23 protein-coding genes and 1 riboswitch are annotated in these 25,407 nt (G+C 43.2%); of the genes, 18 read left to right on the plus strand and 5 right to left on the minus strand.

Annotation, left to right across the window (positions count from 1 at the left end; translation table 11 throughout):
- Positions 1–86: 86 nt before the first annotated feature.
- Genes cydC through BM210_RS17220 form a run of 4 tightly spaced genes read right to left on the minus strand, consistent with a single transcriptional unit; the run spans position 87 to position 5,992 of the window.
- A complete protein-coding gene (gene cydC, locus BM210_RS17205) occupies positions 87–1,856 on the minus strand; it encodes a thiol reductant ABC exporter subunit CydC (protein ID WP_256223699.1) in 1,770 nt (589 codons plus the stop codon).
- A complete protein-coding gene (cydD, locus tag BM210_RS17210) occupies positions 1,853–3,547 on the minus strand; it encodes a thiol reductant ABC exporter subunit CydD (RefSeq protein WP_371263489.1) in 1,695 nt (564 codons plus the stop codon). The genes cydC and cydD overlap by 4 nt, the downstream gene beginning before the upstream one ends.
- A 41-nt stretch (positions 3,548–3,588) precedes the next feature.
- A complete protein-coding gene (gene cydB / locus BM210_RS17215; protein WP_091170585.1) occupies positions 3,589–4,605 on the minus strand; it encodes a cytochrome d ubiquinol oxidase subunit II in 1,017 nt (338 codons plus the stop codon).
- Complete coding sequence (locus BM210_RS17220; RefSeq protein WP_091170587.1) at positions 4,589–5,992, minus strand: cytochrome ubiquinol oxidase subunit I; 1,404 nt, start codon at positions 5,990–5,992, stop codon at positions 4,589–4,591. Before BM210_RS17220 ends, cydB begins: the two co-directional genes overlap by 17 nt.
- A 277-nt stretch (positions 5,993–6,269) precedes the next feature.
- Positions 6,270–6,403: riboswitch (cyclic di-AMP (ydaO/yuaA leader) on the plus strand.
- Between the two features lie 15 nt (positions 6,404–6,418).
- Between BM210_RS17220 and BM210_RS17225 the strand changes: the two genes are divergently transcribed.
- Positions 6,419–7,051 carry a CAP domain-containing protein gene (locus BM210_RS17225; RefSeq protein WP_091171049.1) on the plus strand — a complete coding sequence of 211 codons (633 nt, stop codon included), beginning with the start codon at positions 6,419–6,421 and terminating at the stop codon, positions 7,049–7,051.
- A 151-nt stretch (positions 7,052–7,202) separates the two neighbouring features.
- Here the strand turns inward: BM210_RS17225 and BM210_RS35370 are convergent, their stop codons facing one another.
- Positions 7,203–7,328, minus strand: coding sequence for a YjcZ family sporulation protein (locus tag BM210_RS35370; protein WP_218184936.1), 126 nt, complete (start codon positions 7,326–7,328; stop codon positions 7,203–7,205).
- 298 nt (positions 7,329–7,626) lie between these two features.
- Between BM210_RS35370 and BM210_RS17230 the strand changes: the two genes are divergently transcribed.
- The 17 genes from BM210_RS17230 to BM210_RS17310 all read left to right on the plus strand — a co-directional run bounded on the left by BM210_RS17230 (position 7,627) and on the right by BM210_RS17310 (position 25,371).
- Entirely contained in the window at positions 7,627–8,055 is a 429-nt protein-coding gene (locus tag BM210_RS17230) for a penicillin-binding transpeptidase domain-containing protein (protein ID WP_256223752.1), read from the plus strand.
- Between the two features lie 219 nt (positions 8,056–8,274).
- Positions 8,275–9,042, plus strand: coding sequence for a hypothetical protein (locus tag BM210_RS17235; protein ID WP_091170591.1), 768 nt, complete (start codon positions 8,275–8,277; stop codon positions 9,040–9,042).
- 375 nt (positions 9,043–9,417) lie between these two features.
- Complete coding sequence (locus BM210_RS17240; RefSeq protein WP_091170593.1) at positions 9,418–9,981, plus strand: GNAT family N-acetyltransferase; 564 nt, start codon at positions 9,418–9,420, stop codon at positions 9,979–9,981.
- A 10-nt stretch (positions 9,982–9,991) separates the two neighbouring features.
- Positions 9,992–10,582 carry a chloramphenicol phosphotransferase CPT family protein gene (locus BM210_RS17245; RefSeq protein ID WP_177237861.1) on the plus strand — a complete coding sequence of 197 codons (591 nt, stop codon included), beginning with the start codon at positions 9,992–9,994 and terminating at the stop codon, positions 10,580–10,582.
- A gap of 87 nt (positions 10,583–10,669) precedes the next feature.
- Positions 10,670–11,263, plus strand: coding sequence for a kinase (locus tag BM210_RS17250; protein WP_091170597.1), 594 nt, complete (start codon positions 10,670–10,672; stop codon positions 11,261–11,263).
- A 435-nt stretch (positions 11,264–11,698) separates the two neighbouring features.
- On the plus strand, positions 11,699–12,784 hold the full coding sequence (locus BM210_RS17255; protein WP_091170599.1) for an amidohydrolase family protein: 1,086 nt from the start codon (positions 11,699–11,701) through the stop codon (positions 12,782–12,784).
- Positions 12,785–12,807: 23 nt separating this feature from the next.
- Positions 12,808–13,875, plus strand: coding sequence for an amidohydrolase family protein (locus BM210_RS17260; RefSeq protein WP_091170601.1), 1,068 nt, complete (start codon positions 12,808–12,810; stop codon positions 13,873–13,875).
- A 348-nt stretch (positions 13,876–14,223) separates the two neighbouring features.
- Positions 14,224–15,945: an extracellular solute-binding protein gene (locus tag BM210_RS17265; RefSeq protein WP_091170604.1), complete on the plus strand. Its 1,722-nt coding sequence runs from the start codon at positions 14,224–14,226 to the stop codon at positions 15,943–15,945.
- 63 nt (positions 15,946–16,008) lie between these two features.
- Positions 16,009–16,902: an ABC transporter permease gene (locus BM210_RS17270; RefSeq protein WP_091170606.1), complete on the plus strand. Its 894-nt coding sequence runs from the start codon at positions 16,009–16,011 to the stop codon at positions 16,900–16,902.
- Between the two features lie 17 nt (positions 16,903–16,919).
- The gene (locus BM210_RS17275; protein ID WP_091170609.1) at positions 16,920–17,804 is read left to right on the plus strand and encodes a carbohydrate ABC transporter permease; all 885 of its coding nucleotides are present in this window, start codon (positions 16,920–16,922) and stop codon (positions 17,802–17,804) included.
- Positions 17,805–17,914: 110 nt separating this feature from the next.
- Positions 17,915–18,820 (plus strand): phytanoyl-CoA dioxygenase family protein, encoded by a 906-nt coding sequence (locus BM210_RS17280; protein ID WP_177237862.1) that lies wholly within the window; start codon positions 17,915–17,917, stop codon positions 18,818–18,820.
- A gap of 27 nt (positions 18,821–18,847) precedes the next feature.
- Complete coding sequence (locus BM210_RS17285) at positions 18,848–19,819, plus strand: aldo/keto reductase (RefSeq protein ID WP_091170613.1); 972 nt, start codon at positions 18,848–18,850, stop codon at positions 19,817–19,819.
- Positions 19,820–19,941: 122 nt separating this feature from the next.
- Entirely contained in the window at positions 19,942–21,696 is a 1,755-nt protein-coding gene (locus tag BM210_RS17290; protein ID WP_091170615.1) for a sensor histidine kinase, read from the plus strand.
- Complete coding sequence (locus BM210_RS17295) at positions 21,674–23,128, plus strand: response regulator (protein ID WP_091170617.1); 1,455 nt, start codon at positions 21,674–21,676, stop codon at positions 23,126–23,128. Before BM210_RS17290 ends, BM210_RS17295 begins: the two co-directional genes overlap by 23 nt.
- A gap of 414 nt (positions 23,129–23,542) precedes the next feature.
- The gene (locus BM210_RS17300) at positions 23,543–23,779 is read left to right on the plus strand and encodes an amidohydrolase family protein (RefSeq protein ID WP_177237863.1); all 237 of its coding nucleotides are present in this window, start codon (positions 23,543–23,545) and stop codon (positions 23,777–23,779) included.
- A gap of 48 nt (positions 23,780–23,827) precedes the next feature.
- Positions 23,828–24,295, plus strand: coding sequence for a Rieske (2Fe-2S) protein (locus tag BM210_RS17305; protein WP_091170622.1), 468 nt, complete (start codon positions 23,828–23,830; stop codon positions 24,293–24,295).
- A gap of 29 nt (positions 24,296–24,324) precedes the next feature.
- Positions 24,325–25,371: an amidohydrolase family protein gene (locus tag BM210_RS17310; protein ID WP_091170623.1), complete on the plus strand. Its 1,047-nt coding sequence runs from the start codon at positions 24,325–24,327 to the stop codon at positions 25,369–25,371.
- Positions 25,372–25,407 lie beyond the last annotated feature (36 nt).

Genomic DNA, 25,407 nt, shown 5'->3' on the forward strand with positions numbered 1-25,407 from the left:
ACATGGCGATCTGCATAGCTTTGGTTATTTTTGAACACAGGTGAACAGCGAATGGAAAAAGGGTCAGCATTGGCAGTACCTCCCTACTACGCATGCATGGGGGGTTTATCAAGAGCGTACAGCTTCCTGTATCTTGGATAACTTTGCAAGAGCTGTTGATGCGTTCCGCGCATCACAATTTCACCGTCATCCATACAGACAATTTCGTCCATTTGTTCAATTCCAACCAGATGATGGGTCACCCAAATGATTGTTTTTCCTTCCAATGCTTGAAACAGAGTGGAGAGCAACTCTCTCTCAGTTCTTGGGTCAAGACCCAGCGTAGGTTCATCCAATAGCACTACAGGACGTTGCTGTAGTAAAATCCGGGCAAGCGCTACACGCTGGCGTTCGCCTCCGGAAAAACGCTTGCCTGCTTCATGCATCATGGTCTGTTCGGCCAAGGGTAGTCCTTGAAGAAGCCGAGTAAGTTGTGCTTGTTCCATAGCTTGCTGCAGCTGCTTTTCATTGGCTGCTCGATTGCTAAGTCGAATATTATTCGCTACAGTTGTATCGAATAAATAAGGATTTTGGTTGAGAACCGCAATATACTGCTGTACTGGTTGGTCCAAGCTATTGATCTTAATACCGTTTACGGAGATCATTCCCGTGCTCGGCTGTAATGCCCCAAGCAGCAGCTTAAGCAAAGTAGATTTACCGGCTCCGCTGCGCCCGATAACCGCAATTTTCTTACCCTGCGGGATGTCAAGACTAAGCTTCTTCACGGTCCATGAAGCTGCTTGATCATATTGAAAGCTGATGTTGTCCAATTGAATATGGATATAGTCCAGACTCGCTGGCAGTCCATCTTTCAATTGTGTGGCATCTTGATTGTAATCAGAGGAGAGAAGCATGCTCTTGTCTATAGCCTGAAGTCGAACCAATGCGTTTTTATATTGCGGCAGCTTATCTGCTGCGGACATGACTGAAAGAAAAATATCCATAATTGGGTACACAACCAGCACCAAAGCAGCCAACCATGTAACAGGAATATGCTGTCCACTAACTTGGCTGTTTGCCCATATCACTACGGATAATAGAGCAATCCCAGCGATCCATTGTCCGAGTAAGGTTCTCCAGCGTTCCCACCGCCGTAAAGCTTGATCGGCTTCGGCAGCTCGACGTTCATCTGCCTCATAGCTTTCAATAAAATCCTTTTGTCTGCCGCTTCCGGTCCAATCCGCCATTCCCATAATGGCATCCGTTAATTTCTGATACAGCAGACCACGGTGATGCTGAAGCTGGTTCTGCCGCTTTTTCGTGAGCAGTAATGAAATTAAGGGCATGATATACAGAAGAGACCCCAAATATATCGCTATCAGGAAAGCAAAGCTGATGTCCATTGTACCAAGAGCAACAGTAATGACGCCGTATAAAATCAGCGCAGCCGCACTTGGAAACAATGTTCGAAGATATAGATGCTGAAGCTGCTCAATATCATCCGATAATATCCCCAGAAGATCACCCGTCTTGAATTTGGTGAAGAAATTCAGGGCATGCGGTTCAACCATTCGGTACAACCTCACTCGCATCAAGGAAAGAATACGCAAAGCGGTATGATGACCAGCCAACCGCTCAACATAATGAAGAACGGCCTTGCTGATTCCAAAAGTGCGGACAGCAACAATTGGGACATAAACCATTAATATATTTTCAGGCCGAAGAGCCGCTTTCGATATGAGATAACCTGAAGTAAAGGTTAAAGCAGCAGCTGCAGCAAGTGTGCATACGCCTAATCCGACAATCAATAGAAATGACCCGAAAAAAGGCCGCAAATAGGGGGAGAGCCATCGTTCCTTCATAGTATCTGGCTTCATAGTACTTCCTCCAACTGGGACAGCATCATTCTATAATATAAGCCTTTTTTATCAAGCAATTGCCTGTGAGTGCCAGCCTCAGCCAGCTTTCCATGCTCCAATACAAGAATTTGATCCATATCCGGCATCCAGTGCAGCCTATGAGTGGCCAGAACAACCAGCTTATTGTCAAATAAGGGCAGCATCGTTTCTTTAAGCTCATATTCGGTCTCAATGTCCAGATGGGCGGTGGGCTCATCCAATAAAAGCACACGTCTGTCGCTTAAAAAAGCTCTTGCAAGCGCGACACGCTGTGACTGTCCGCCGCTAAGCTGTCGTCCACCGCCGCCAATCAACTCATTCATGCCGTTCGGCAGGCTGTCGATACATGCTCTCAAACCAGCGTGGGCAGCAGCCTGCTGAACCTCTTCCAGAGTTGCATCAGGCCTATAAAATCGAATATTGTCCGTCATGGAGCCGCTGAACAAATAAGGATGCTGTGGTATATAAACGGTTTCCATGCACCAAGCCTCATGCAGGTGATTGTCTGCCAGCTTACTGCCATCCCATGCCAAATGGCCTGTTGAAGGAGCCAATAAACCGCCGATTACTTCAATCAAGGTCGATTTTCCCGCTCCGGTTTCACCGATTATGGCGATTTTTTGATAGCCTTTTATATCTAGGGAGATCCCTTCAAGAGAGCAGGGGGACTCCTCGTCGTGCTTCACACCAACCGATGATAGGGTCAGACAGCTAGCTTGATTCCACATGAATGCTATCTCTTTCTTTGGCTCCATGAAAGGCAAGTTCTGGGCTGGAAGCTGAAGGATGGACATCATGGCCGCTCCCGTTTCTTTACCTTTCAATGTAGCATGATAGTCGGAGCCAAGCAGTCGAACGGGAAGAAAATATTCGGGTGCAAGGATCAGCACCGTCAGAGCAGGAGCGAGCAGAATGGTTCCATTCACAAGACGTAACCCTAAACTTACAGCGACTGACGCAACGGACAGCATCGTAATAAAATCAAGGGCAAAGGAGGATAAAAAAGCCGTTCTAAGTGTACGCATCGTGGCTGCTTTGAACCGGTCACTTACTTTTTCAATGGTTAAAGCATGGTTGTCGCTTAACCCAAGATATTTCAGTGTCTCTATGCCACGGAGGGAATCCACAAAATGGTTCGATAATCCTCGGTACGAGTCCTGCTGCTTTTCGACCTGACTTTTAGCCGCAACCCCGATCAGAATCATAAATACGATTAGAATGGGCATCGTGATAGCAAGAATCAAACCTGCTGCAGCATCCTGGAACGTAATATAGATAAGAAGAACGGCCGGAACAACCGCTGTCCCGACCATTCGTGGAATGACCAGCTCCAAATAGCTGCGAAATTGTCCTGCACCTTCAAGTACAAGTGTTGTCAGGCTGCCTGTACCTTGAGCACCCGTAAACCTGGGTCCGAGCTGAAAAAGCTTGTTGATCAGGTTTTGTCTCATTGTACTACTTGTTGCTGCGGCGAAGTGATCCGCGGATCGCTGCTGCAGAAATGCCATCAGGTGGCGGACTACAAATGCGAAAGTAAATATCAGCAGCTTGCCCGCTTGGGTGTCCAATGCCGCTCCTGCGAACAATTCAGAAATGAGCTCTGCCAATACTTTGGCAGCTACGATCATGCAGCCGCATTGAACAAGAGTGAAAACCGTTATGATACTCAAGACAGCCCTTATTCCCTTGAACATCATGAGCTCGCGGCCCATCAGTATTCTAGATGATCCTTTTCATGGACCCGTTTATGGAAAACAAAGTAGCTCCATAGCTGATAGCCAAGGACAAAGGGCAGAAGGGATAGAGATACTATGGCCATAATCTTAAGCGAATAAGCTCCTGATGCGGCATTATGAATCGTTAAGCTGAACGCGCTGTTGATCGAGCTGATCATGACACGCGGGAATAGGCCGATAAAGATAGAGGCGACGGACAATCCTATAACGGCTCCTGTCATTCCAAACGCCCATCCATCCATCTTGCGATTTATAAACAAACCTGAGAGTAGGTAAGCTATTGAGCTGAGGGCAGCAGTTAAAGTTAACATAACGCCGTGCTGCTCGAACAGATCAGTCATCCCATAGGTCATAAAGGTAAACACTATGAGCAGGACCGCAACAAAAGGAAGCAGTCTTTTCGCCAGAAGACGTGCCCGTATCTGCAGATCACTAGTGGTGCGCAGAGTAATGAACAGAAGCCCGTGCAGCAGACAAAGCGCTACAGCACATATTCCCCCAAGCAAAGTATAACCATTGACGATGTCCCAAAAGCTTGCCCTCATTTCCATATCGCTGCCGATCGGTAGTCCCTTTATCATGCCGGAAAAGGCAACACCCAGCAGCAGGGGAGGAAGAAGACTGCCCAGAAAAACGACGATATCCCATGCTTTCTTCCACTGGCTGCTATCCAGCTTGCCTCTGAATTCGAAAGCGACTCCACGTCCGATCAAAGCGAGAAGCACTAGGACAAGTGGCGTATAAAAGCCGCTGAACATGGTTGCATACCAATGTGGAAAAGCGGCGAACATGGCTCCTCCTGCCGTAATCAGCCATACCTCATTGCCATCCCAAAATGGACCGATGGAGTTAATCAACACCCGTCGCTCGATATCGGTACGCGCAAGAAGCGAGGTCGACATCCCGACACCAAAATCGAACCCCTCCAGAAAAAAGAAACCAATGAACAATACCGCAACCAGTATAAACCATAGTTCATTTAGTGACAGCATGATACCCCTCCTCGTAAGGATCACTTGATTCGGGAGTTGATATGGCCGAATCATAAGGTCCTTTTTTAATAATACGAACAAATAACACAACCATTAATATAGCAAGCACCGAGTAGATCGTTGTAAATGAGATCAGTGAAAACAATACCTGGCCTGCAGTTACATATGGGGAAATCCCGTCCTCGGTTCGCATAAGTCCAAAAACCGTCCACGGTTGGCGCCCGATTTCGGTCATAATCCACCCAGCGGTGTTGGCAATAAACGGCAGGGATATGCCGGCAATCATGAATCGCATAAACCATGCAGCTGGCTTCCCCATTTTATTGCGTATCCACAAATAGACAGCATACATCCCGAGCAGAATCATAGCCGATCCGGCAGCCACCATAATGCGGAAGCTCCAGAATGTCGTGCGTACAGGTGGAATATAGTTTCCGGGCCCATACTGCTCGGTATACTGAGCCTGCAGTTCATGCATACCCTTCACTTCACCGGAAAATTGACTGTGTGATAAATAGCTGAGCAAATATGGGATTTTGATTTCACCGCGGTTGGTCTGTTTAACCGGATCAATGCTTGCAACAACAGTCCATGCAGCTGGATCACCGCTTTTTCCCCATAAGCCTTCACTGGCAGCCATTTTCATGGGTTGTGTTTTGACCAGATACTGAGCTTGCTGATGACCAAACAAGGCAACACCAACGGAGGCAATCATGCCTACAAGCGCAGCGATTTGAAACGATTTGCGAAAGAAAGACATGTTCTGGCCTTTAAGCAGCTTCCACGCGCTGATGCCAGTAACTAAAAAGGCTCCAGTGGCAAAAGCTCCAAGCAAGGTGTGGGGGAACTCCACCCATAATTGCCCATTTCCTAACAGGGCAAAGATGTCATTCATCTCAGCTCTTCCATTGGCTATTGTAAAGCCGACAGGGCGCTGCATAAACGAATTGGCGGCCAATATCCAAAATGCTGACATGGACGTGCCCAGCGTGACCAGCCAAATGCTGAGCAAATGAAGCTTGGGCGAGAGGCGATCCCAACCAAAAATCCATATTCCGATAAAGGTTGATTCCATAAAGAAAGCCAGCAGTGCTTCAATAGCTAATGGAGCTCCAAATACATCGCCTACAAAGCGGGAATAATTGGACCAGTTCATGCCGAACTGAAACTCCTGCAAAATACCTGTGACAATTCCGATGGCAAAATTGATCAGGAAAAGCTTGCCCCAGAACTGAGCCATATGCTTGTATTCTTCCCGTCCTTTAACCACATAGATGGTTTCCATAATCGCGATTAACAGAGCGAGACCAATTGATACGGGTACAAAGAAAAAATGGAAAATGGTTGTTGAAGCAAACTGCGTGCGTGCTAGCATAATTAAGTCCATAGTCACCGTTCCTCACTTTCTTCAAATAAATGGTTCCAGATTACGCAAATTTCTTGCTCTTATCATGCCAGATTCGTTGCAAGAGATATGTGATTTAAATCACATAATAGCTTAAACATAAGAGGAACAATGACGATTCTATGAATGTCTCATCCTTATTCAAATTCGAGACCATGAATGGAAAACTTTGTGCAGTGTGCTTCGCCATTTCACATGTTAAAATAAAACTCTCTTAAAAGAACAGCTAATTTCAGGCTGAGCATCTTATTTTTTGAGAGAATCAGTTAGGCCGAAGCTTCTTATTGAGGCATGGGGAACCCATCGTTTGGGGTGAAGCCATATGTATGGCAGGGTGCTTGCTCTTTGACCCGAACCCGTCAGCTAACCTCGTAGGCCGTAAAAAAAGAGAGGATGTTTACTATGTTTATGAAGAAGTCTGTATTAACCAGTTTGCTTGCACTGGGCACGATCATCGGAGCCACGGCAGTTTCGGCTGCACCCTATTCAGTAACAGGTAACGATACGATGTGGACGATCGCCAAGCAGCATGGGATTAGCTTAAGCTCGCTTGTTCAAGCCAACCCACAGGTGACAAACGCCAATAACATTTGGCCGGGCATGGTATTGAATATTCCTGGGACAAGTTCAGCACCCACTGTTCAACAGGGAACTGGCGGCTCGACAACCACTTCCGCTTTTGCGAGTCAAGTGGTTACATTGGTGAATCAGGAACGCACAAAAGCAGGTTTGAAACCACTCGCAAGCGACAGCGCTTTGTCGGCAATGGCATTGGATAAAGCGAAGGATATGTACAACAATCATTATTTTGATCATACTTCCCCTACTTATGGTTCTCCCTTCAACATGATGAAGTCCTATGGTATCCGGTATACGTATGCTGGTGAAAATATTGCCATGGGTCAGAAGACACCTCAGGATGTAATGACTGCATGGATGAATAGTGCAGGGCATCGACAAAATATTTTGAGCCCTAATTATACGAAAATCGGTGTTGCTTATTATAACAGCGAGTGGGTTCAGGAATTTATTGCGAATTAAGCTTCATCTAAACCTTATGAGATCTTAAATACTGAAGTGATGGACAATATTTGTTACAGGCTTCGCGATGAAAAAAACAGTAACCGTTAATGGGAATTCATTCCCTTAGGGTTACTGTTTTTTGATTAAATCAAGATATTAGCCGTTCATGTTAGATGAAGGTTCTCAAAATAATCACAAGCAGAATGAAAAGAACAAGAATTACACCTGTAGAAGTCCCCAGACCAAAACCTGCACAACTTCCGCAACCTACGCCAGCTCCGCCTAAATATCCCATAATTCCAGCCTCCTTCCGTATGTCCTAATGTATGTTATGATGGTCGAAGGCTGATGGATTGTACTTATCAAAAATGTGCGCTTGTAAGGGAGTAACTAGTCGTTCCTCAGTTGATAGATTTACATATGCTAAGATGTGGGAGAAGCCGCCAACTGCTCCTATGCTAACCCATAGATCACTCCTAAATAGACGGTTCCCTTCATGGGATCGTCTATTTTCATTTGAAATGTCAGCAATCTGTGATCGTTTGTCTATTTTAATGGAGGCCTAATTTCGTTATATTAATCTGGTTGCACCGATCGTGGTGAAATCGGCTACTCATTCGGCTGATGCCATATGGAAGCGAGATGTTATCCGACCGGAGGTTGCCGAAATTGTGCGTCAAGATCTTGTGGAGGCAGTCCGAAACCCGAGGGGATTTGGGCACGGCGCTTATATTTCAGGTATGAACATCGCAGGCAAGACAGGAACAGCGGAATTAAAGCTGAAGAAGGGCGAGGACGGGCTGGAGAACGGCTGGTTTATCGAGTTCGATGCAAGTCTTAAACAACTGCTGCTCACGATGATGATTGAGGATGTAAAGAAACGGGGAGGCAGCGGTTATGTCGTAGCCAAAGCCAAAAAGATATTCCTCAAATATGGTAAAACGAACGACTTGGTAAATACATGGCTCTGTTCGCAGCGTTTGCGAAAGAGCCATTTTTCGCTTTTCTTATCTCGAAAATGAAATTTTTTCATTGATCAACTGGTACAGGAGGGGATTGCAAATCAAGGCATCACAATATATGTGGATAAATTTGTATATAGACAAAGATCTAATTGTATTCAATATGGTACAATCGTTTACAAGTGAATAAGGAGAATCTATCGGAGAATTCAGGTTTTTTTCATATTGATCTACGTAAAGCTCACTACATGGACAATAGTTCAAAAGGGGGACATAAAGATGCTCTTCAGAAAATGTCTAGCTGCATATTTCTCTTCATGGGCGATCGTACTTTTGGTTTCCTTTCCATTTATGACTGTGGGAGGTACATCTTGGCATGCCGCTGGAACCTATTCGTCGTGGGCCTCTGTCATTGCGTTATACGCGATACCGAGTATCTTTCTCTATGGCATTCTCATCTCATCACTTCTGGAGCTTGCAATTAAGAAATGGAAAGTTACGGATTCGGCTAAAGGGTTGGTATCTGGCTTTTGCCATGTTGTTATGGGGCTTTTGTTCGGAATTATGTTTCAGTCCTCATTATTTAGTATTATGGGCGGTATAGCAGCGATTCTTTTCTTTGGTTTTGATAGAATAATGCTCCGCTTCTTACCATTCATGAAGAGGAGTACTCGCATCTTGCTGCTGGCCGTACCTGTTATTTGTTTTGGACTTATCGTGGGTACCCTGTATGTGTCTTCACCGCCAAAACCTCCGTTCACCGCTATAGATGCAGTCGATTTCGCTACTTCGGGCAGCGGTACCACAATCGATAAGTTTCCCAAACATATTGGAATGCAGAAGCTGCAAATTGAAGGATATGAGGTTGAAAGGGAAACGACGGTTGTTGAAACAGCCATAAAGGAACAGTATCTAGTAACTTTCATAGAGCGTTGGCGCAAAGAAGGAGAAGCGGGAGAACAACGAATGATCTATGAGGTCAGTCGTGGAACAATGGGAGGGAAGGGTGGAGGAGGTACAGAACCTCCTTACCAAAGGACGAGTTAGAAAGTAGGATGCAGTCAAGTTTGCGTGAAATTCAAATTTTTTGCAATCATGAATATAATCACTAAAAATAGGTAAAAATGTATGGTTATATATATATTCGTGCAACATACCTACGGATCAATGCGTCTAATTTTTAAAAAAGTGTGTTGCCATTGCGACTATCATCGGGGCTTTATCGTGTCCAATCATGGCATTAGCATTTGAACTGGGACCCTTTTAGGATGTTGATGAAACGAGCAGTAACTGCTTTTAGATCAAGGACATGTTCATTTCTTTGATTTGAATCGGGCAGCAACTTACATACAAACGGCTGCATCCACATTCTCTGATTAATCATGCTGGTCTAGCTGAGATATAACGAAAGGAATCATGTTCATGCCTTCTTTCCCAATATTGGAAACTTCTAGACTCATTTTAAGACAGCTACAAACTGAAGATGCAAAAGATCTGTATGATTACTTTTCCAAAGACGAAGTTACTCAATATTATGACTTGGAAAGCTTTACTGAAATAGGACAAGCTGAACACCTAATTCACAATTGGAATGATAAATATGAAAATCAACAAGGAATAAGATGGGGAATAACCATTAAACCGGAGAATCGCATTATAGGAACATTCGGTTTCGTGAATAGATCAATAGAACATTTTAAAGCAGAAATTGGTTTTGAACTAGCACCACAATATTGGCTGCAAGGAATTATGACAGAAGTGCTACAAGTAGGGATAACCTATGGATTAAAGGAGCTTGGACTAAACCGAATTGAAGCGTTGATAGACCCAGACAATCTAAGCTCTAGAAAGCTTTTGGAAAAAGCAGGCTTCCAAGAAGAAGGTCATTTAAAAGATTACTTCTATGAGAAAAATCAATTTGTGGATGCTGTCATGTTTGCAATAGTTAAGAGAGAGTATATAAAAGATGACAGTGAGATTCAATAAGGAGGTCACCATGATGATCCATAGCGGCACCGTAATTTTTTTGAATGGCACCTCAAGTTCAGGAAAAACAAGTATTTCTAATGAACTTATTCAACTGCTTGAGGAAGATTTCATATACCTGTCAGTCGATAATGCGATTGCTGGTGTAAATGACATGTTGATGAGTATGTTTGGCAATCACATATCCAAAGAAGAAATAAGAACAATTGAGAGAGAAGAAATCATAGAAAACTCCGTAGTATCCCTATTTCATCATTATATCCTGGCTTTTTCCAGGATGGGTAAGAACATCGTTGTTGATCATGTACTGATTGAGCCTGGCTGGTTGGAGGAATGTATTCAACTACTGCAGCACACACAAACCTACTTTATAGGGGTTCGTTGTCCGTTTGATGAACTGGAACGTAGAGAACAAATAAGAGGAGATCGACCGATAGGGTTGGCTCAAGCACAGTTTGAAATCGTACATAAACATCGTATCTATGATCTTGAAGTGAATACGCATACGAACTCGATAAATGATTGTGCTAGGATGATTAAACAATTGATTAGTACTCATCCACCAAGAGCTTTCATAGAGCTTAACGATCATAATGAGTAGTCAACAGATTGATGTATTTAAGATCGATCTAAGCTGCCTTATCGGAGTAAAAGCTTTTTTTTATTTGATTTTAAAGGAGTTAACAATATGGGAAATAATGTATCAAAATTGTTGGAATGTATCCCCAAAATTGCGGCAGGGGGTCGATTTATTATGGGAATAGATGGGTTAAGTCGTTCGGGAAAAACAACAATTGTAAAAGAGCTTAGTCAGAAATTGAAGGAGGAGAACTTGGAGGTTTGCATTTTTCATATGGACGATTACATTGTGGAACGCAGCAAACGTTACAGCACTCAACACGAAGAATGGTTCGAATATTATAATTTGCAGTGGGACGCTGAATGGTTAAGGGAGCATTTGTTCGATAAACTTAGGGGGGATAGCTTGCTCAAACTCCCATTTTATCATAATGAAACTGATACTCATCATATACAGAACATAGTAATTCCTGAGACAGGCGTTATTCTCATAGAAGGAGTCTTTCTTCAACGTGAAGAGTGGAGAGGCTTTTATGACTATAAGGTATATTTGGATTGTCCCAGAGATAAAAGGTTTTTACGTGAAAGTGACATCACCCAACAGAACATTGAAAAACTGAGGAATCGATATTGGAAAGCAGAAGATTACTATTTACAGACAGTTGTTCCCATCAAACAAGCGCATTTGGTTTTAAATACTTAGTATTCAGCTTGTTCCCCAAAATTTTCTTCTTTATTTAATTCTCTTGCTCAAGCTGCTTGTAATCGCTAGATGCTGGGAAAATACCTCTAATCACTTACAGTTGTTATCATTCAACTCCATACGCCTACAATACAATTACACATTTCATATCGTTCCTCATTACCTCCAGGGTTGTACACCATAAGTCTTGCTCATGGACTGAAAATCCACGAACAAGGCTTTTTTGCATAAATTTCCAAAAAATCTAAGTGACATATGATGAACTGCATGCATGACAGGTACCACGAAATATAACGACATTGAGACCAAATCACTGACAAATAAAGTACAAAGGGCAGCCTTCATCATTTGTCAGTTACATTTCACTTTTTAGGCGTCTATGATGGTATGGAGTAAGTCAATATCAACGAAACGTCAACAAAAGGAGGGTTTCACATGTCCGAAATACTACAGAAGCAAGATCCTGTAGTCATGAAGAAGAAACTGGGTATCATTGACTGTGATGTACACGTTGGCCCCAAAAGCAAGGAAGAGATTCGTTCACGCATTGATCCGCGATGGAGAGATTACTATGCTTCTTCAGGCCGGGATCTGTATGAACACCCGACGTATGTAATGCGTGTGGATGCCAAACCTCCCAGTGGACTGGGAATCGGCGCTGATCCGAATTTCGTGAGACTTCAGCATGTCGATGAATATGGAATTGACCACTGTATTTTGCTTCACAGGGCTTTTTGCAATGGGCTTCCCAATGCTGACTACGCTACGGCTGTAGCTGCAGCGTTTAATGATTGGCTTGCTGATACTTGGCTTACTGATTATAACCATGATCATGTTTTCAAGGGCTCGATTCAAATAGCTCACCAGGATCCATTGTCCGCTGCACAAGAAATCCATCGTATGGCTGGACATCCTCATATGGTTCAGGTACTTTCGGACTCAGGAGCGCGGATGCCATTTGGACAACGGTATTATGATCGGATTTATGAGGCGTGTCAAGAATGTGATCTCCCATTTGCCATACATCCGGGAACGGATGGTATAGGTATCAATGTTCAGGCTTCTATTGGCTATCCCTCACGTTATATTGAATGGAGCACCTGTCATTCGATCGGATTTCAAGCTCATTTAGTCTCCATGTTGGTGGAAGGTGTATTTGAACGTTTCCCTAAATTGCGTGTTGTATTAGTTGAAGGTGGAGTTTCGTGGCTGCCCTCATTAATGTGGAGACTGGATCACCAATTCGATCGGTTCCGTTCTGAAGTTCCCCATTTGAAACGCCGCCCGAGTGAATATATCCGGGACCATGTAAGAATTACCTCTCAGCCTTTGGAGCGCCCGGATAATGACCTGCACTTGCTTCGTATATTGGAGTATATGGATGCGGAGCACGTACTGATGTTCTCTAGTGATTACCCTCACTGGGATTTCGATTCACCGAAGCTTGCTTTTCCCAAATTGCCAGAATCATTGAAAAGACGAATATATTACGAAAATGCCAAGGAACTATATAAATTATAAATGACAAATGGAGGGAACGACCGATGCAAAAGAAAGAGCACTTGAAGGCAACTTCTCTGCCAATCATCGACTGTGATGTACATGTGAATCCAAAAGATGCGAATGTCATCAAAGCTTATCTCGAGGAACCTTGGAAGCATCGCTTTCAGCTTCGGGTCGATACGTTCTTCCGCAGCCCCCTACAATTAGATGGAAATTTGTTTCCCGAGAGTGGTGGTCCCGTAGGTTCTGATCCTGTTCTGATTAGAAAACAGCTGCTGGAACCGCATGGGATCAAACATGCTATCTTGATGCCTAAAGCCAGAGTCAGTGCGAATCATGATCCGGATTATGCGACAGCTGTTGCGAATGCTTATAATCGTTGGTTAGCCGATGAATGGTTGGATCAAGGCAATGAGGATGGAGCATTCAAGGGTTCTATCACCGTTGCTCATCAAGACCCGTCCGCTGCTGCAGCGGAAATCGATCGCTGCGCCAAACACGCCCACTTTGTACAGGTGCTGATGGATACGGGATCACGTCATTTATTTGGGCAGCGTTCATATTGGCCCATTTACGAAGCTTGCGCACGCAACAATCTGCCGCTAGCTTTGCACCCAGGCGCCGATGGAGAAGGGATCAATACTCTGGCCTCACCAGGTTTTCCTTCTTATTATCTTGAATATTATGTGGGTTTGTCATTCGCAATGCAGGTACACTTGGTTAGCATGATTACGGAGGGGATTTTCGAGAGATTCCCGACCTTGAAGATCATTTTGACGGAAGGTGGAGCAGCATGGCTGCCGGCTTTGATATGGCGTTTGGATGCCGAATACAAGGGATTGCGTTCGGAGGTTCCATGGCTGAGTAAGAAGCCTAGCGAATATTTAGTTGATCATGTCCGGTTTACAACACAGCCTTTGGAAGGTGAGGCGAATGATCCCCGTCTTCTGGACATGCTGAGTATGCTCCAATTCGATCGTATGCTGATGTTTTCTTCCGATTATCCTTATAGCGGCTTCGAATCCATCGAACAAACGATTCCACAGCTACCATACGAGCAAAGAGAGCGAATTCTCTCATATAATGCCAAAGAGCTGTATCAACTCTAAAGAAAGCGTAAGGTATATCACTCGATGTTATCGAGAGGTGTAAAATGATACGAATAAAGGGGGATAATTATCTTCTATAACAAACGATCCAATTGGAATGTGGATGATTGAACACTTGATTGAAGACCGATCACCCCTACATGCCATTTAGTTCTTTATTATAATAAACCTATAAGAGCGTGTTCAATAGTGCGGATGAACGGAAGAGAAGCGGCATGAAGGAGGAGCGGCCGTAAGAAAACCTCTTCTCTGTTGTCGCATTTGGAGTACGCTTTATCAGAAGGCTGAACCTCAGTTCAAGTTTAGACCTCCTGATGATTGTAAAATATGATTTGAGGGGGTCCAGAAATGAAATGGATGTCAGGAATGTTGGTTTTGCTTATCACATTTGTAACCGCTTGCAGTAGTAGCAGTACGAACACCGCAAAAAATAGTGAAGCTGAAAAAGGAATGAAGAAAGATCCAGAAGTTGTCTCTAAACCGATAGATCCATACGGTCCGTTTGATAAAACTGTTACTATTTCAATTGCCCAGCAGCTGCCGCCCGGCGATGCGATGCTGCCACCAGGTAATACGGTAGAGGATAACGTGATGACCCGTTTTTACGAAAAGTCTCTTAATATTAAATTTAATCGGGAATGGAATGCTGTAACGGGTGAACCCTATGATCAGAAGGTCATGTTGGCGATAGCTAGCAGAAAAATTCCAGATGCGATGAAAGTGAATGAGGAACAGTTAAGAACGATGGTTAAAGCAGGTTTGCTGGAGGATATAACAGATGTATACAATAAATACGCTTCTCCGAACATCAAACGTCTTCACAATGACCTCGCAGGAGGGAAAGCCTTAAAGACAGCTACCTTTGATAACAAGCTCTATGGCATACCGAATATTTCCATCGAGGGTGATGCCGTTACCGTATTGTTCTTACGCAAGGATTGGCTGGACAAACTGAAATTACCGGAACCAACGACAATGGATGATATCACCAAAATTGCCAAGGCATTCATCGACAATAAAATGGGGGGCGAGGGAACTATTGGTTTAACGGGACCCAACACTCCAGAATTGGCTAACGAGAAAGGAAATCGCACACACGGTTTTGATCCTGTCTTCAGCTCATATCGATCATTTCCGAGACATTGGGTTAAGGATGATGCCGGAAAAGTCACTTATGGTTCCATTCAGTCACAAACCAAAGATGCACTTGCTGTATTGAGAAAAATGTATGCCGATGGCATTATTGATAAAGAATTTTTCCTGCGTAAGGATCCCAACGAGTTATTTTTAAGTGGAAAAAATGGAATGTTCTTTGGTCCGTGGTGGATGGCATGGACATCGCTTGCGAATGGTTTTAAGACGGATCCAAATCAAGTATGGAAAGCTTATGCAGCACCTGTTGATAAATCCGGGAAGTTTGTAACCCATTTGCAAGCAGTAAGCAGAGAATATTTAGTCATAAGAAAAGGTTATGAACACCCTGAGGCACTTGTTAAAGGAGTTAATTTAAAAATTGGAATTGACCGTCAAGCGAAGGAAGTCCCACAGGCGCTTGCTGATCAATATAAAAATGAAATCAAAACCACTTCAATCAGTAATACTCTCGATATTTTCAGAGTGGTGACAGATGACATTAACGCGGTGACGAACAGAAGAAATGCGTTATTAGGTGCGATGAACAAAACAGTTGATCCTGCGTCATTGGATGGGGAAATTGCTCCTATGTACAATATTCTTTCCAAATATATTGATGATACTACGGTGTTGAAATACTATCCCAAAGTAATAGGTGATGGCTTCACAATGAGTGATATGGCTGGTCCTCTTGCTTATATCGTAGGTGGAGCACCTATGGCCAAGGGTTATGAAGGTGTACAAAGTCTGCTGTATATTCCTACGGAAACGATGAAGTCCAGATGGGCTAACCTGTCAAAGCTTGAAAATGAAACCTTTCTGAAAATCATTATCGGTGAAGCGCCTCTCGATTCCTTCGACAGCTTTGTAACGGAGTGGAGGAAATTAGGTGGAGACACCATTATCAAAGAGGTAGAGGATATGATCAAAAAGTAATTTTCGTTACTGGTTAGCGCCGGGTTCATGTGCAGCTCGGCGCTGGATAGGACAGGTGAAAGTATGCGTATTACTTTAAAAACACAATACCATTATTTATTAATGCTGATTCCGGGATTGATCTTGCTGTTGTTATTTGAAGTCATTCCTTTATTCGGCTCAGTCCTGGCTTTTCAAAACTATATTCCCGGAGTCCCTTTTGCAGATCAGGAATGGGTTGGACTGGACAATTTTGAGTACATGTTTCTGATGGGTGACAGCAAAATTATTTTTGGGAACACCATTTTTATTGCTAGCATGAAGATCTTTTTTAATTTGCTGATTCCGCTATTTTTCGCACTTTTGTTAAATGAAGTGCGCAGCGTTGTGATGAAAAGATGGGTTCAAACGATTTTATATTTACCGCACTTCTTATCTTGGGTTATTCTGGCCGGGATCTTGACTGAAATTCTTTCATTAAACGGGATTGTCAATCAAATGCTGAAATTTTTTCATTTCGAACCGATTATGTTTTTGGCCAAAAATTCATGGTTTCCTGGCATTATCATCGGCAGCGATGTATGGAAGGATCTTGGCTTTAATCTGGTGATTTATTTAGCCGCTTTGGCCGGAATTAATCCTTCATTATATGAAGCAGCCGAGGTAGACGGAGCCTCTCGATTTCAACGGATCTGGTATATTACTTTACCGGGAATTTCTTCAACAGTCATTTTATTAGCTACGCTTGGAATCGCTAATTTCTTAAATGCCGGATTCGACCAGATTTTTAACCTGTACAATCCCGCTGTATATCAGTCGGGGGATATCATTGATACTTATGTGTACCGGGCTGGTTTGCTTCAGATGCAATATTCATTGGCAACCGCTTTAGGACTATTAAAGTCAGTGTTGAGCTTCATCCTCATTATTGTGGCCTATACCGTAGCCAATCGATTTAACGATTATCGCATTTTTTAAAGTAACGGAGTGATGTTGTGGTTAAGAACACTTCATGGGGTGCTCGTATAGGGGATAAAATCATCGTTAGCTTTTTGTTAGTAGTGACATTTTTATGTTTTGCTCCAATCTGGCATACGCTAGTTATGTCGTTTAGCAGCAGTGCAGCAGCAAGCGCCGGAATGGTGACCCTATGGCCAGTTCATTTTAATTTGAGCTCTTATTCGCAAATCATCAGTGATAAAGCATTTTTCATGGCTTTCGGAGTATCCGTTCAACGCGTATTGCTGGGAGGACTAACGAATTTTATTTTAACGATATTGATGGCCTTTCCTTTATCAAGATCGCCTAATGAATTTAAGTTGAGAAATGTCATTATGTGGTTTTTAGTATTTGCAATGCTATTTAAAAGTGGATTAATCCCTATTTATTTGACAGTTCAAGGGCTCGGTCTGGTCAATTCGATCTGGGCTCTGGTGCTGCCGGTCGCTGTACCGGTGTTTAACGTGATATTGCTGATGAATTTCTTCCGCAGCATTCCTAAAGAAATTGATCAGGCCGCGATTATGGATGGCTCAGGTCCATGGAATACGCTGTTCAAGATTTATGTTCCTTTATCGGTTCCGGCACTAGCCACGATTACTTTGTTTAGTCTTGTAATGCATTGGAACAGTTTTCTGGATGGTTTAATCTATATGAGCAAAACCGAAGATTACCCGCTGCAGACATATATTCAGCAATTGGTCGTCCGTGTCAATCTGGAAAGTATGTCAGGAGAAGAAGCGGCAAGGCAATTGGAAATTTCCAACAAGACGCTTAATGCCGCTAAGATTATCGTTTCCATGACGCCGATCGTTGCTGTATATCCGTTTATTCAAAGATATTTTATTCATGGTATTATGATTGGCTCTGTCAAAGAGTAGGATTAGGTAATTGATGAGAGCAGCAGCTAGGTTGGTACAAGGTAAAACTTACGGCAATGTTTTAGGAGATGGCTGTAAATATTCATATACGAATTTGGAGGAGATTAGTTATGAAAATTCAATTAACCGAAGAAGAACGTAAGAACCGGGCAATGGACCCAGATAAGCTTGAGTTTGCTGTCGCTCTGTTGAGAGCGAATGGAGCCATCATTATTGAACGAGTGCTTGAACCGGATCGCATAGACCATATTAATGAAGAATTCGTAAATATTTTGCACCAATATGAAGCGGAGCATGGCTATGCTGGCAGTGAGTTCAATGCTCATGGAGAAACCAAGCATATTCGGATGGATTTGCCGTTTCTTTCACCTTTTATTGACTCAGATGTCATCGCAAACCCAATCTTTCTCGATATCGCCGAACAGATTTTGGGCGAGGATCTAACCCTCCGTTATTTGGCTTCGAATAGCTCGATGCCGGGTGGAACTCAAAAGCAGCATACGCACCCGGACACCGGCCCTCTATTCTCGGAAACCTACCATTCGCATACTCCGACTCACAGTCTGGTGCTTCATGTCCCGATGGTGGATTTTACCGAGCAAAACGGCGCTACGGAGTTTTGGCCAGGAGGAACCCATTTAAGTCCTGATCATGTGATTAGACGCGATAATCGAGAGATGTTAAGAAAGATTGCAGAGGCCATGCACTTTGAAAGAGCGATCATGCCTAAAGGCTCCTTTTTGATCAGGGATAAAAGGCTTTGGCACCGTGGTTGCCCGAATAAATCCGATAAGCCACGCGGCATGTTTACGATTATTTACCAGCGTTCATGGGATGCAACCAGTGCAAGAATGCCGATTCCCCGTGATGTATTCGACAGCCTGCCACCGCGTTCCCAATACCTGCTCCGCATGGAGGACATTTCCGACCGACATACTCCAATGACAAGTGTTTCGGGGGAGTTTCATCAAGCACAGCGTGATCTTGAGCAGCGCATTAAGGAAGCTATGAAATAATAAGAGTAGAACGTAGGAGGATAAATGATGAAAGTGATGCCGCTGCAACAACGAAATATTACAACTAGCCGTCTGATTTACGGTACCACCGGACTTGGAGGAAATAGTAATTATGATCCAATTACGGATGAGGTTATTCTAAAAGCGGAACGGGCTATTGATGCTGCACTTTCTATAGGAATTACGATGTTCGATCATGCCGATATTTATAATGCGGGTAAAGCGGAGACGGTTTTTGGCACCGTATTAAAGGGCAATCCTGGTTTAAGGGAGAGCATGGTAATCCAGTCCAAGTGCGGTATTCGATTTGCGGAAGGGGAAGTGCCGGGTCGTTATGACTTCTCCAAAGCACATATCCTTCATTCAGTGGATGGCAGCTTAAACAGACTTGGTATTGATTATTTAGATATATTTTTGCTGCATCGTCCAGATCCTTTGGTTGAACCCGATGAGGTTGCAGAGGCATTCGACATTTTGAAAAGCTCTGGAAAGGTTCGTCATTTTGGGGTTTCCAATATGAGCTCTGCACAAATCAAATTGCTGCAAGCCTTCTGTTCAGATCCGCTAGTGGTGAATCAGCTGGAAATGAGCTTATTGCATACAGCATGGCTCGATCAAGGTGTTCTCGTCAATCAGCAGGCTGGTACTCAGGTGAACTTCGCTGATGGAATCATGGAGCACTGCAGATTGGAGAATATCCAAATTCAGGCGTGGTCTTCACTTGCAAAAGGAACGTATTCCGGTCGGACTTTGGAAAATGCTTCTGAAGCTATTTTGAAAACGAAAGCATACGTGCAGCGTATGGCAGCCAATAAAGAAACTACGGATGAGGCTATCGTACTGGGATGGTTAATGCGACATCCTGCCTATATCCAACCGGTTATTGGCTCGGCAAATCCTGAGCGGATACTTCGATGTCAGGACGCTATTCGGCAAGCAAGCATCATGACTCGTGAAGAATGGTACACTCTATACGTATCCTCACGTGGCAGCGTCTAACCTAATAGTTCAATAGCAGTAGGGAATATACGGAAGTCCAATGCGTCAGCTATGGACTTTTTCCCCTTTTTTACCATTAAATATTTATCTGGTAATACAATGAAGGGGCGGTGGGTTTGCAAATGTGGAAACGATATTTACTTCGATTATCTAGATGGCCGCGTTCAATCAAGAGCAAATTAATCGTTGTCTTATTGCTTAGCTCATTGATTCCGCTAACGTTTATTGGGACGATTTCGTATTATACCATTTATTCTATACTAGACAATAAAATAGAAGCTGGAGTTCGCAACGATTTAAACCAAGTAAAACTTTCCCTTAGTCAATCACTTGATCTGCTTAACAAGGTTTCCCAGCAGCTTTCCTTCGATGGCAGCGTTGGGTTGAACATGCGAAATTATTTAACCACCGACGAGTTATATAAAAAAAAACAGTATTACGATGATATTGTCAAAGATATTAATTTGATTAGCTTTACCAATCCAACCCTCGCCTTGATATATTATTACATGCCTGACAATCATAAAGTTTTGTTTTCCAATTATGATGTATCAGACCATTTCGATCTTGGTTCCTTACCGATTTTAGCAGATTACTCGGCACTTAAAGGATTTACTTATTTAGGACCACACCGGACAATTAAAAAAAACCACGGTAATACGGTGTTATCCTTAGCTCGCGAGGTTCAAATATTGGAAGGAGAACGTCTGTATATTTTTGTCGAAACCGAGGTCGAGAATGTGCTAGGTAGAAATCAGATAAGAACAAATACTTCCAATATTATTGTTGATAGTAATGGAATCATAGCTTATAGCGATAATATGAGAAAGGACTATAGGGTTGGAAAGTCTTATTTGGATCAGAATCATCAGCCCTACTATTTGTTTGAGGACCAGAGTGATCAAGGGTGGAAGGTTACTTCTATCATCCCCAAGTCAGAGTATAATCGAGAAATTAATTTATGGCTTTTCCAATTTTTCGTCGTGACGGTGTCTTCACTAGGGATCAGTTTAATGTTTGCTTGGGTAATTTGGCGGACGGTGTACCGACCTCTAAAAAGCTTGAACAGTGAAATAGTGCATATGTCGAAAAGTAATTTCCATTCTCATATTAAATTCACAAAAGTAAAAGAGTTTGATTTCTTACTTAGACGTTTTCAAGATATGCGCCAAAAGGTTTGGGAGCTGCTGAACGAAGTGAAAGTAAAAGAAAAGCGCAAAGCTTCTTTAGAAGTCGAAAAGCTACTTTATCAAATCAATCCGCATTTTATACACAATACGCTCGACACGATACGTTGGTTGGCTCGACTGTCAGGTCAGGATGAAATCGATCGTTTGATATCCACTTTGAATAAGGTGCTTTATTATAATCTGGGTAAAGGTAAAACAGCGATAATCGAAGATGAAATCGAGGCATTGAAGAATTATGTATCGCTCCAACAAATCCGCTACAATTTCCAGTTTGATGTACGTTTTGCTACAGATCCTAATCTGCATAACGCGCTCATTCCCAGATTTATATTGCAGCCGTTAGTAGAGAATGCGTTGTATCATGGAGGGATGATGGACGATGGAGTCATCCATGTGAAAATCATTAAAGATAGTGATACGCATATGCTGCTTCAAGTGATCGATAATGGATCGGGAATGGAGGACGTGGTGATTCAGCAGCTGCTAAATAATGAACCGGAACCTGATCATAAAAAATCGGGCTTGGGAATCGGATTGAATTATGTAAAAAGAATGATTCAGGATCAATTCGGTGAGCATGCCCAATTTCACATTAAAAGCGGTATTAATATCGGCACCCAAATTATGATGAGGCTGCCACTACAAGAAAGGAGACTTGATAGCGATGAAAGTCCTGGTAGTAGATGACGATCATTTAGCCAGAAAAGGGATTATTTCTATGATGCCCTGGACTGAATTTGGTCTTCAGGTGGTGGGTGAAGCTGAGAATGGAAAAAAAGCGCTGCAATTTCTGGAGGAACATCAAGTAGGTCTGCTTATTACTGATATTGCGATGCCTACGATGTCAGGAATTGAATTGATTCGTGAAGTGCGGTTAAAATTTCCTCACATATGGATTGTCATGCTCACCTTTCACCAGGATTTTGAATATGTTCAGGAAGCATTGCGCTTGGGGGCGATTGATTATATTGCCAAGATTGAATTGGAAAAGGAAAATATGAGTGAAATTCTGCGGAGAATTTTGAATAAAATTCATGGTAATCAGGTGGTTCGTTTCGGTTCATCGCCCATGACGCCTATTTCAAGCCTGGTTGATAATGATAAATGTTATAAGGCTCTGTTGCTTATTGCACTGCAATCCGGAAACCGGCCTGATTTTTTGAAATCCTTATTGTCTCCGGATCAATATGAGTTTGTGTACGAGGTTCATAAAGACGCATGGCTATTAACTAGAGCTTACCCTGAAGATGAACAAACCATTGTGAGTGCCATGTTCGAAAGGCTGCATCTGGGAGACAAGTGGGTAGTCTCCAAAATATCCGGAATGAATGAGCACAATAATAAGCTGATGTACAAGCTGCTGGAGGATTACATCAACCAAAAATTTTTCTACGAATATAGAAGAGACCAAAGTATATATGAAGTCACTTTGGAGCAATTAACTTATGACAAACCACAGCTAACGGAAAAAGATCTGTATTTGTTAAAGGAGAGCTGGTCGTCACTGGACATAGTTTATCATCAGCAACGGTTTCAAGACTTGATCAAGGAGTTGGAAAGAATACAGCCTTCGGTAATGAAATTAGACAGTATGTTTTATTCGATCATCATGCAATGGGAGAAAAATACATCGCAAAAGACCAGCCACTTATTCGAATTCGCTGATTATCGTTTTTGGATTGACCGTGTGCAGTGGCTTAGAGAAATAAGGACACATATTCGCGGGAAATGTATGCCATCCATTTATTCAGATGAAGTGATGGCCGGTATTATGAAAGCTGTCGATACGATCAATCAAAACTTAAGTATGGATCTGAAGCTGACTGAAGTTGCAGAGGAGGTACATATTAGCCGAAGTTATTTTAGCGAATGCTTTAAAAATATTACAGGGAAAACATTCAATGAGTATATAAGGGACGCCAGAATCGAATTTTCCAAGTCACTGCTAGGTCAAACCAATGAGCCAATCTATAAAATTGCAGAAAAATGTGGATATCCGGATGAAAAATATTTCAGTAAGGTATTCAAGAGAAAAGAGGGTAAGCTTCCAAGTGAACTGCGTAAATGCCGCGATTTTGAAAATAAACTTAGCATACAAGACGAAAATATAAAGGGTTAGGCAGGAATCACTTGCTTAACCCATTTTTCATTTTATGTATTCATTTAAAACGGTTGTCCCATCACTGTGAGAGTGATCGAATAACACTGGAGTCCACGTAAATCGTAGAGAACCTCGTGTGACAATAACTGCACAGGGTATTAGAAACCCCTTTCTCCATCTGCATTCGGCTTGCATCGTCATGACAAATGCTGCTCATACGCCGTGGAATAAGATTTGTCAGTATAAATGAAAGACTGGGTGACTTTATAATAAACGTATCCGCTTAGACCCTACTTATTTCCAGAAGAACGGTCATCCAGCTAACAAGACTCATATCTGGGGTGGAACTATACAAGGAGGTAGTAGCGAATGCCTGATTCCGTTGATGTGGCGACTGGATATGGAGTATAAATCGAAGCGATACGAAATCCTTTGGAAAAGCGACCCAGCGAATATTTGCGTGACCATATCCGGATGGAAAGACCCGATAATGATGAGGACATGCTTCACATGCTGAGGATGATGGATGCAGAACATTTATTAATGTTTTCTAGTGATTACCCGCATTGGGACTTTGACAGCCCCCAGTCGGCATTTCCCAAGCTGCCAGAAAAGCTCTACAATCGGATTTTCTTCGAAAATGCCGAAGCGTTTTACGGATTAAAGTAACAGGTTATACAGCCTGAAAATATAAAATAGGCAGGAGGTACACGTTTTATGGGCAGACATGTGGTGGGAAACGTAAGTGAAATCATTCCCGGAGGCAGAAAACTGGTTGTGCTGGAGGGTATTTCTCTAGGTGTTTTTAATGTAAATAAAACATATTTTGCGATTAAAAATTCTTGTCCTCATCAGCAGGCCCCACTTTGTGTGGGTACAATCGCAGGAACAACGCTGCCATCCAAGCCAGGTGAGTACATTTTCGGTAGAGAAGGAGAAATTATCCGATGTCCGTGGCATGGCTGGGAGTTCGATATTACTACTGGTCAATCTGTATATGATCCGAATGGATGCTGGGTCAAGAGCTATCCGGTATCCGTGGAGCAGGGCGAAACAGAGCTTGAGAAGATCGACCAGGAGGAACCACCTCATCTGGAAACTTATCCGGTAGCCGTCGAGGATGAGAAGGTCGTTGTATACATCGCGGACAGAACCAGAGCAACTGCAGCTGTAGCTGCAAAATAATAGGTACCCCCTATGATCGGAGGACAAGCATGAGTAAATCAAAAATTATTGATTGCGATGTACACCCTTATCCCAAGCACATCGATGAAATTCGTTCTTATTTGAAAAATCCGTGGAAAGATCGCTATAAAGGCTCCTCACGCGGACTTTTTGATAACCCTGTGCATGGCAATCGGCAGGATGCGATTCCACCCAATGGAGGAGGGCCAGCGACCGACCCGGATTTTTTGCGGGAGCAGCTGATTAATGCCTACGACGAAGCGCATGCGATTCTACTGCCACGAGCTTTCTGTAATTTGCTTCCGGATCCGGATTTTGCAACTGCCGTAGCCGCGGCATACAACGATTGGTTGGCGGACACCTGGCTCGGCAAATACAATGGGGATGGCGTGTTTAAGGGGTCAATCACGATTGCCCACCAGGACCCGCTGGCAGCGGCAAAAGAAATAGAACGTTGGGCGGGACATCCTCATTTCGTACAGGTTATGACCGACTCTGGAGCTCGCGCGCCTTTTGGACAGCGGCAGTACAACCCGATTTATGAAGCCTGTAATAAGCACAATTTGCCGCTCGCGATTCACCCAGGTACGGACGGAATGGGTATTAATGTCCAAGCATCACCTGGCTATCCAACCCATTACATTGAGTGGCACACCAGTATTTCGTTAGCCTTTCAATCGCATTTGATCAGTTTCCTGACAGAAGGGGTTTTTGAAAAGTTTCCTCAATTTCGTGTTGTGCTCGTGGAAGGTGGCGTCTCCTGGCTGCCAGCCTTACTATGGAGATTGAATGCAGAGTACAAGGCGCTCCGCTCAGAGGTACCTTGGGTTACAAAAAGACCGAGTGAATATGTGAGAGATCATGTACGGATCACATCACAGCCACTGGAAAGACCTGATGATGATAAGCAGCTGTTGCAAATTTTGGAGATGATGGATGCAGAGCACATCTTGATGTTTGCGAGTGACTACCCTCATTGGGATTTCGATTCCCCGAAATTTGCTTTCCCCAAGCTCCCTGAACAGCTTCGGCAGCGGATTTACTACGAGAATGCCAAACAATTTTATAGGCTGTAAGTCGGCTTCAGTTCCATGAACCAACAATTTGTAAAC

Source organism: Paenibacillus sp. 1_12, from assembly GCF_900114475.1.
In the GTDB taxonomy this organism is placed as follows: domain Bacteria; phylum Bacillota; class Bacilli; order Paenibacillales; family NBRC-103111; genus Paenibacillus_S.

What these genes read in the sequence shown, in the direction of transcription:
- cydC (WP_256223699.1), bottom strand. Translation starts at nt 1,856, where the DNA reads ATGAAGCCAGATACTATGAAGGAACGATGGCTCTCCCCCTATTTGCGG.
- cydB (WP_091170585.1), bottom strand. Translation starts at nt 4,605, where the DNA reads ATGCTGTCACTAAATGAACTATGGTTTATACTGGTTGCGGTATTGTTC.
- BM210_RS17220 (WP_091170587.1), bottom strand. Translation starts at nt 5,992, where the DNA reads ATGGACTTAATTATGCTAGCACGCACGCAGTTTGCTTCAACAACCATT.
- BM210_RS17225 (WP_091171049.1), top strand. Translation starts at nt 6,419, where the DNA reads ATGAAGAAGTCTGTATTAACCAGTTTGCTTGCACTGGGCACGATCATC.
- BM210_RS35370 (WP_218184936.1), bottom strand. Translation starts at nt 7,328, where the DNA reads ATGGGATATTTAGGCGGAGCTGGCGTAGGTTGCGGAAGTTGTGCAGGT.
- BM210_RS17235 (WP_091170591.1), top strand. Translation starts at nt 8,275, where the DNA reads ATGCTCTTCAGAAAATGTCTAGCTGCATATTTCTCTTCATGGGCGATC.
- BM210_RS17240 (WP_091170593.1), top strand. Translation starts at nt 9,418, where the DNA reads ATGCCTTCTTTCCCAATATTGGAAACTTCTAGACTCATTTTAAGACAG.
- BM210_RS17245 (WP_177237861.1), top strand. Translation starts at nt 9,992, where the DNA reads ATGATGATCCATAGCGGCACCGTAATTTTTTTGAATGGCACCTCAAGT.
- BM210_RS17250 (WP_091170597.1), top strand. Translation starts at nt 10,670, where the DNA reads ATGGGAAATAATGTATCAAAATTGTTGGAATGTATCCCCAAAATTGCG.
- BM210_RS17255 (WP_091170599.1), top strand. Translation starts at nt 11,699, where the DNA reads ATGTCCGAAATACTACAGAAGCAAGATCCTGTAGTCATGAAGAAGAAA.
- BM210_RS17260 (WP_091170601.1), top strand. Translation starts at nt 12,808, where the DNA reads ATGCAAAAGAAAGAGCACTTGAAGGCAACTTCTCTGCCAATCATCGAC.
- BM210_RS17265 (WP_091170604.1), top strand. Translation starts at nt 14,224, where the DNA reads ATGAAATGGATGTCAGGAATGTTGGTTTTGCTTATCACATTTGTAACC.
- BM210_RS17270 (WP_091170606.1), top strand. Translation starts at nt 16,009, where the DNA reads ATGCGTATTACTTTAAAAACACAATACCATTATTTATTAATGCTGATT.
- BM210_RS17280 (WP_177237862.1), top strand. Translation starts at nt 17,915, where the DNA reads ATGAAAATTCAATTAACCGAAGAAGAACGTAAGAACCGGGCAATGGAC.
- BM210_RS17285 (WP_091170613.1), top strand. Translation starts at nt 18,848, where the DNA reads ATGAAAGTGATGCCGCTGCAACAACGAAATATTACAACTAGCCGTCTG.
- BM210_RS17290 (WP_091170615.1), top strand. Translation starts at nt 19,942, where the DNA reads ATGTGGAAACGATATTTACTTCGATTATCTAGATGGCCGCGTTCAATC.
- BM210_RS17295 (WP_091170617.1), top strand. Translation starts at nt 21,674, where the DNA reads ATGAAAGTCCTGGTAGTAGATGACGATCATTTAGCCAGAAAAGGGATT.
- BM210_RS17305 (WP_091170622.1), top strand. Translation starts at nt 23,828, where the DNA reads ATGGGCAGACATGTGGTGGGAAACGTAAGTGAAATCATTCCCGGAGGC.
- BM210_RS17310 (WP_091170623.1), top strand. Translation starts at nt 24,325, where the DNA reads ATGAGTAAATCAAAAATTATTGATTGCGATGTACACCCTTATCCCAAG.